This is a genomic window from Micromonospora sp. I033, assembly GCF_053890995.1.
On sequence record NZ_JBSSLX010000257.1, the window covers coordinates 1 to 7,239 of the forward strand.

At 73.4% G+C, this 7,239-nt stretch carries 7 protein-coding genes and 1 tRNA gene; 4 read left to right on the top strand and 4 right to left on the bottom strand.

The window, feature by feature from the left end; translation table 11 throughout:
• A partial coding sequence (locus ACW0Q9_RS27430) for a hypothetical protein (RefSeq protein WP_456186145.1) occupies nucleotides 1–877 on the bottom strand: 877 nt, incomplete at its 3' end.
• Nucleotides 878–967: 90 nt separating this feature from the next.
• A complete protein-coding gene (locus ACW0Q9_RS27435; RefSeq protein ID WP_091320605.1) occupies nucleotides 968–1,588 on the bottom strand; it encodes an ANTAR domain-containing response regulator in 621 nt (206 codons plus the stop codon).
• A 95-nt stretch (nucleotides 1,589–1,683) separates the two neighbouring features.
• Here ACW0Q9_RS27435 and ACW0Q9_RS27440 point away from each other — a divergent pair.
• Nucleotides 1,684–1,767, top strand: a tRNA-Leu gene (locus tag ACW0Q9_RS27440).
• A 33-nt stretch (nucleotides 1,768–1,800) separates the two neighbouring features.
• Nucleotides 1,801–2,550, top strand: a complete 750-nt coding sequence (locus ACW0Q9_RS27445; protein WP_456186147.1) for a transcriptional regulator — start codon at nucleotides 1,801–1,803, stop codon at nucleotides 2,548–2,550.
• A gap of 6 nt (nucleotides 2,551–2,556) precedes the next feature.
• Here ACW0Q9_RS27445 and ACW0Q9_RS27450 read toward each other — a convergent pair whose 3' ends face one another.
• Nucleotides 2,557–3,732, bottom strand: a complete 1,176-nt coding sequence (locus ACW0Q9_RS27450) for a trans-sulfuration enzyme family protein (RefSeq protein WP_456186149.1) — start codon at nucleotides 3,730–3,732, stop codon at nucleotides 2,557–2,559.
• A gap of 83 nt (nucleotides 3,733–3,815) precedes the next feature.
• On the opposite strand from ACW0Q9_RS27450, the gene ACW0Q9_RS27455 reads away from it, so the two are divergent.
• Together ACW0Q9_RS27455 and ACW0Q9_RS27460 are read left to right on the top strand one after the other, a co-directional pair.
• Complete coding sequence (locus tag ACW0Q9_RS27455; protein ID WP_189195205.1) at nucleotides 3,816–4,295, top strand: Lrp/AsnC family transcriptional regulator; 480 nt, start codon at nucleotides 3,816–3,818, stop codon at nucleotides 4,293–4,295.
• A gap of 34 nt (nucleotides 4,296–4,329) precedes the next feature.
• Entirely contained in the window at nucleotides 4,330–5,352 is a 1,023-nt protein-coding gene (locus ACW0Q9_RS27460; RefSeq protein WP_456186151.1) for an LLM class flavin-dependent oxidoreductase, read from the top strand.
• A 166-nt stretch (nucleotides 5,353–5,518) separates the two neighbouring features.
• Here ACW0Q9_RS27460 and ACW0Q9_RS27465 read toward each other — a convergent pair.
• A partial coding sequence (locus ACW0Q9_RS27465; RefSeq protein WP_456186153.1) for a rhamnogalacturonan lyase occupies nucleotides 5,519–7,239 on the bottom strand: 1,721 nt, incomplete at its 5' end.

The following is a 7,239-nucleotide window of genomic DNA, read 5'->3' on the forward strand; positions in this document are numbered from 1 at the left end:
AGATGGGTATAAGAGCCAGTGGTGGCGGTGGGCGGTCCCCGCGCCGGCCCCCCGCCACCATCCGGTCCCCCGTCCGCACCACCCGCTGAAGGTCCTGGTCCGCGCCGTCGCCAGGCAGCACCGCGCGCCGCCAGGCCACCCCGTCCGCCGAGTTCCACACCACGGCCGCCGATCCGGTACGCCCCGACGGCAGCACCGAGCCCACCATGAGCCATCCCGACGGGGCGGCCACGCCGTCCGCCGCCCAGGGCCGGCCCGACGCGTCCGTCGCCAGCCCCGGCACGCCGCTCACCAGCCGGAAGTCCGCCCCGTCCGGGGACACCCAGGCGGCCGCGCCGGTGGCCCGGTTGCCCGAGACCAGCCAGCCGCGCGGCCCGCCCGCGATCCGGCCCGTGTTCACGGCGTCCGCACCGCCGAACAGCTCGAACTCGGCCGGCACCTCGACAAGCGAGCCGTCCGCCACCTGCCGCCAGGTGCTGATCCGCGGATTGCCGTGCACCCCGCCGCTCTTGCCGCCCACCGCGGCCAGCCGGCCGTCCCGGCAACCCACCGCGGTCAACACGTTCTCCACGCCGTACGGGCTGCGCGGCACCGCCCGCAGCGGCCTCCAGGTGGCCGCGTCGGTGCTGGACCAGGCCGCCGGGTGCGTCATCCCCGCCGCGTCCACCACCGCGCCCACCACGAACCAGCGGCCGGCACAGGCGGCGGCGTCGCGCAGCGCCAGCCGCCCGGACAGCCCGGACGGGACCGGCAGGGAGACGGGCTGCCAGGCCGGACGCAGCGGCTCGGGCTCCGGCGCGGGGTCGGCCCGGCCGGACGAGCGGCAGGCAGCGAGCAGCACCACGAGCAGGCCGAGCACCGCCAGCGGACGCCGCATGGCGGCGATCGTATCGACCGGCCACGACGCGTGGAACCCGCCGAACCGCGCCCCTTCGGTCAGCGGGCGCGCCGGGTCGCCGGGCGGGAATCAGGAGGCGGGCTGGGCCACCTCGCCGCCGGCGGTCTCGGCCAGGATCCGCTCGGCGACCTCCTTCATGGTCATCCGGTGGTCCATGGCGGTGCGCTGGATCCACTTGAACGCCTGCGGCTCGGTCATCCCGTAGGTCGTCATGAGCGCGCCCTTGGCCCGCTCGACGGTCTTGCGGATCTCCAGCCGGTCGGTGAGGCCGGCGACCTCCGCCTCCAGCGCGGCGATCTCGGAGTAGCGGGACAGCGCGATCTCGACGGCCGGCACCAGGTCGCTCTTCTGGAACGGCTTGACCAGGTAGGCCATCGCACCGGCCGCCCGGGCCCGCTCCACCAGGTCGCGCTGGCTGAACGCGGTCAGGATGATCACCGGGGCGATCCGCGCGCCGGCGATCCGCTCGGCGGCGGCCAGCCCGTCCATGATCGGCATCTTGATGTCGAGGATGACCAGGTCGGGCTTGAGCTCCTCGGCGAGCTTGACGGCGGTCTCGCCGTCACCGGCCTCGCCGACCACCTCGTAGCCCTCTTCGACAAGCATCTCGGCCAGGTCCAGCCGGATGAGCGCCTCGTCCTCGGCGATCAGAACGCGCTTGCGCTCGGCATCCGTCTGCATCTCGGCCACGAGCCACTCCCACCATCGATCTCGGCACGGTCACCACCCATGCTCCCGCATGAGACTAGTCGGGTACAGTGAGCCACACCCTCCGCAGGGGTGACGCCGGGATGGAGGAATCGGCAGACTCGGATGCCTCAAAAGCATCTGCCCGAGAGGGCGTGCGGGTTCAAGTCCCGCTCCCGGCACTTTCTGTCATACACCTGTTCGATGATGCCGCTGTGCATCCTCCCGAAATGCGGGCGCGGGCCCGCGCTCTGCGCGCCCGGGGCCACGACATCCGGTCGGTAGCCCGCACCCTCTCCCTGCCCTACACCACCGTGTGGCACTGGTGCGTCGACCGGCCCGAGCCGGCGATGTTCGGCAGCGCCCTCCGCTGCTTCCGCTGCCGACCCGACCCGGAAAATCCGTCCGATCCGGCGGCCTACGCCTACCTGCTCGGGCTGTATCTGGGAGACGGACATCTGGTCACCACCGACCCGGTGCCGGTCCTCCGCGTCTACTGCGCCGACACCTGGCCGAACCTGATCGATCTCTGTGACGCGGCCATGCGGGCGGTGCTCGCCAACAAGGTCCAGCGGATCCAGAAGCGCGGCTGCGTCGCCGTGCAGAGCACCGCCCGCCACTGGCCCTGCCTCTTTCCGCAGCACGGGCCGGGCAAGAAGCACCAGCGGCCGATCGTGCTCGCGGACTGGCAGCGGGAGATCCTGGCCGCGAACGCCGGCCACTTCCTGCGGGGACTGTTCCACTCCGACGGCACCCGGTTCGCCAACCGGGTCACCGTCCGCGGCAAGGTGTACGTCTACCCGCGCTACATGTTCACCAACGAGTCGGCCGACATCATGCGGCTCTGCCAGTGGGGCCTTGACCTGCTCGGCATCGCCTGGCGGATGAACCGCCGCAACTCGTTGTCGGTGGCGCGGCGGGACGCCGTGGCGGCGCTGGACCGCCACGTCGGCCCGAAGTCCTGACCTCCCTCAGAGCGCCGCGAGCGCCTGGGCCAGGTCGACGCGCAGGTCCTCCGGGTCCTCCAGCCCGACCGAGAGGCGCAGCAGCCCGCCGTCCGGCTTGGCGTCACCCTCGACCGGCCGGTGGGTGAGCGAGGCCGGGTGCTGGATCAGCGTGTCCACCCCGCCGAGCGAGACGGCGTGGGTGATGAGCCGGCAGGCGCCGGCGACGGCGGCCGCGGCGGGGGCGCCGCCGCGCACCTCGAAGGCGAGCAGGCTGCCGGGGCCGGCCATCTGCCGGCCGACGAGCCCGGCCGGGTCGTCGACGCTGGGGTGGTGCACCCGGGTGACGGCGGGGTGGTCGGAGAGCCAGGCGGCGAGCTTCTCGGCGCCGGCCTGCTGGGCGCGGACCCGCAGCGGCAGGGTCTGCAGGCCGCGGTGCAACAGGTAGGCGCCGAGCGGGTGCAGGACGGCGCCGGTGACGGCGCGCACCTGGCGCAGCCGGGCCGCCCAGTCGGGGGCGCAGGCGACGACTCCGGCGAGCACGTCGCCGTGGCCGCCGATGCTCTTGGTGGCGCTGTGCAGCACGAGGGCGGCGCCGTGCCGGGCGGGTTGCTGGAGCACCGGGGTGGCGACGGTGTTGTCGACGAGCACCGGGACGTCGCCGGCGGCGGTGGCGAGGGCGGCGATGTCGACCAGGTCGAGGGTGGGGTTGGCCGGGGTCTCGACGACGACCAGGGCGGTGTCGGGGCGGATCGCGGCACCGACCTCGTGCGGCCGGGCCCAGGTGACCTCGGTGCCGAGCAGGCCGGTGGCGAGCACGTGGTCGGTGCCGCCGTAGAGGGGGCGGACGGCGACCACGTGCCGTTTCCCGTCGCGGGTGGCGGCGAGCAGGGTGGCGGTGAGGGCGGCCATGCCGCTGGCGAAGGCGACGGCCTCGGCGGTGCCTTCGAGCTGGGCGAGGGCGGTCTCGAAGCGGGCGACCGTGGGGTTCCAGAGCCGCTGGTAGACGGCGCTGCCGCCGGCGGGGAGGGTGCCGCCGGTGGCGAGGGTCTCGTAGTCGTCGCCGCCGCCGGCCACGGAGGGCAGCGGGTTGGTGGTGGAGAAGTCGATGGGCGGTACGTGGACGCCGAGGCCCGCGAGGTCCTCGCGCCCGGCGTGCACGGCTGCGGTGTCGACGGCGGTCATGGCGGAAGCGTCGAACATCAGGCCGCCACGGGGCAAGAGCAGCGAAGAAGATTCTGTGGGGACCTCTTCCGAGGGAGGGAAGTTCGGGGAAGGATGTTCACATGCCTGTCGCACCGAATGATGTACGGCCCTTCGCGGCGCTGGACGACGTCGACCGCGCGATCCTGGCCGAGCTGGCGGCGGACGGCCGGTTGCCGAACAACGCCCTCGCCGAGCGGGTGGGGGTGGCCCCGTCGACGTGCCTGACGCGGACCCGGGCGTTGCGCGAGTGCGGGGCGATCCGGGGGTTCCACGCCGAGGTCGACCCGGCTGCGGTGGGGCTCCCGTTGCAGGCGCTGGTGTCGGTGCGGTTGGCGGCGCACGAGCGGGCGGCGGTGGACGCGTTCCGGGCCCGGTCGGTGCGGCTGCCGGGGGTGGTGTCGGTGTTCCATGTCGCCGGCGCGGAGGACTACGTGCTGCACGTGCGGGCGGCGTCCGGGGACGCGCTGCGGGACTTCGTGCTGGACCACCTGGCGGTGGATCCGGCGGTGCAGCACACCCAGACGAGTCTGATCTTCGAGCAGGCGCGCGGTATGGGCTAGGGCACCCGAGGGAACAAATCCGGCGCGCCGCGGGTTGCTGTTGCGCGTGATCGACGTACCCCTGTCTGTTCTTGATCTTGCTCCGGTGGCCGCCAGCGGCAGTGCCGGCGAGGCGCTGCGGCACACCACCGAGCTGGCCCGCCGTACCGAGGAGCTGGGCTACCGCCGGTTCTGGGTGGCCGAGCACCACAACATGCCGGCGATCGCCAGTTCCGCGCCGGCGGTGCTGCTGGCGCACCTGGCGGCGCACACCTCGACGATCCGGCTGGGCTCGGGCGGGGTGATGCTGCCCAACCACGCCCCGCTGGTGGTGGCGGAGCAGTTCGGCACCCTGGAGGCGCTGCACCCGGGCCGGATCGACCTGGGCATCGGCCGGGCGCCGGGCACCGACCAGGTGACCGCGCTGGCGCTGCGCCGGACCATGGAGGGCCTGTCGGCGGAGCACTTCCCCCGCGAGCTGGCCGACCTCATGAACTACTTCAGCGGCGCGGAGCCGGGACCGATCACCGCGACCCCGGGCCGGGGGCAGTCGCCGGCCGTGTGGCTGCTCGGGTCGAGCGGATTCAGCGCCCAGCTGGCCGGCCTGCTGGGGCTGCCGTTCTCCTTCGCGCACCACTTCAGCGCGCAGAACACCATTCCCGCGCTCCAGCTCTACCGGCAGAGCTTCCGGCCGTCGCAGTGGCTGGAGCAGCCGTACGCGATGGTGGCGGTCAACGCGGTCTGCGCGGAGACCGACGAGCGGGCCGAGTGGCTGGCCGGTCCGGCCGGGCTGTCCTTCCTGAAGCTGCGGTCCGGGCGGCCGGAGCCGCTGGTCAGCCCGGCGGAGGCGGCGGCCTACCCGTACTCGGAGCTGGAGCGGGAGTTCGTGGCGCAGCGCCGGGAGGGTCAGGCGACCGGTTCGCCGGAGACGGTGGCGCGGCAGCTCGCCGCGCTGCTGGAGCGCACCGGCGCGGACGAGCTGATGCTGACCACGATGGTCTACGACGTGGCCGACCGGGTGCGCTCGTTCGAGCTGATCGCCGAGAAGGTGGCCGGTGGGCTGGGCCGGAAGGGCTGAAACACGCTCTTCATAGCCACGTCACCCCACCGTCGCGCAGCCCGCCTAACGTTGTCGCCGGTGGTGGTACGGCATCCCCGGTCGGGACGGGTCGGGAGTGCCGCGGTGTGGTGCACCGGGTCGCCGGCGGGCGGATTCCGCAGCCGGCGACCCGGTGCCTTCGCGTTCAGCGCAGGTAGATGTTCGGCGCGGGCGGGGTGCTCATGCCGTCGCCGAGGTGGAAGCCCGGGTGCGGCGGCTGGTTGTAGGCGGTGTTCTGCCAGGCGACGGCGACCCGGTACTGCGGGTCGTGCATGAGGGTCGGCAGGCGCAGCCCGGTCGGCGTGGGAGTGCTGTAGATGCGCAGCGCCGTGCTGTCACCGGTGCGCCAGACCACCTCCTCCCGCCAGTCGCCGAGGATGTCGCCGGAGAGCGCCGGGGTGGACTTGGTGCCGTTGTTCGAGGCGACGCCGCTGCCGGTGAGTAGCCGGGTGTCGCCCCCGGTGCCGTACTTGTCGATCCGGGTGCCGTCGAGGAGTTCGCGGACCGGGTCGCCGTCCCACCAGGCGAGGAAGTTCGCCGAGGAAGGCTTGCGGCCGACGTGCTCCCCCCTGGTGTTGAGCAGGCCGTCGACGGCGGAGGACCAGGACTCGGCGCCGGGGCTGCCGGCCCAGACGTCGGCGGAGACGCCGCGGCCGTTGTCGCCGCTGGGCGGGGTCTGCCAGAGCAGTTGGCCGGTGCGCGCGTCGGCCATCCAGGAGCTGGGCTTGCTGGCGTCCTCGTCGACCTTGAAGACCTCCAGTCCGGCGCGGGCCGGGTCGAGGTCGCCGACGTGCATCGCGTCGCCGTGGCCGTTGCCCGTGGACCAGAGCAGCCGGCCGTTGTCGTCGATGGCGGCGGCCCCGTACACGATCTCCTGGCGACCGTCGCCGTCCACGTCGGCCACGGAGAGGTTGTGGTTGCCCTGGCCGGCGGCGGCGCCGTTGCCGGACGCGTTCGAGTCGAAGGTCCACCGCCTGCGCAGGGTGCCGTCGCGGAAGTCCCAGGCGGCGATCACCGCGCGGGTGTAGTAGCCGCGGGCCATGACCAGCGAGGGACGCTGCCCGTCGAGGTAGGCGGTGGCGGCGAGGAACCGGTCGACCCGGTTGCCGTAGGAGTCGCCCCACGAGGAGACGGTGCCGCGCGGCGGGTCGTAGTCGACGGTGGACAGGGCGGCGCCGGTGCGGCCGTCGAACATGGTCAGGTACTCGGGTCCGGCGAGCACGTAGCCGCTGGAGTTGCGGTGGTCGGCCGAGGCCGAGCCGATCACCTGGCCGGTGCCGGAGCGGGTGCCGTCGGCGGTCTTCACGGCCACCTCGGCGTCCCCGTCGCCGTCGTAGTCGTACACCTGGAACTGGGTGTAGTGGGCGCCTGCGCGGATGTTGCGGCCCAGGTCGATGCGCCACAGCCGGACACCGGTGAGGGTGTAGGCGTCGAGGTGGACGTTGCCGGTGTAGCCGGACTGGGAGTTGTCCTTGCTGTTGGACGGATCCCACTTGAGCACGAACTCGTAGCGGCCGTCGCCGTCGAGGTCGCCCACGCCGGCGTCGTTCGCGGCGTAGGTGTAGGCCTCCCCGGCCGGGGTGGTGCCGCCGGGTGGGGCCTGGATCGGCACGTCCAGGTAGCCGGCCGCGAACTGGAGCGCCGGGGCGGAGGCCGCCTGCTCGGCGCCGTTCACGACGGCCCGCACCGTGTACGCCGACCCGGCCGCGGCGCCGCTGTCGAGATAGCTGGTGGCGCTGGTGATCGGGGCGCTGTTGACCCGGGTGCCGCCGCGGTAGAGGTTGAACGACACGCCGGTCGTCTCGGTGCCGAGCAGCCGCCAGGTGACCAGGTTCCCGCTGCCGGAGCGGACGCTGACCAGCCCCC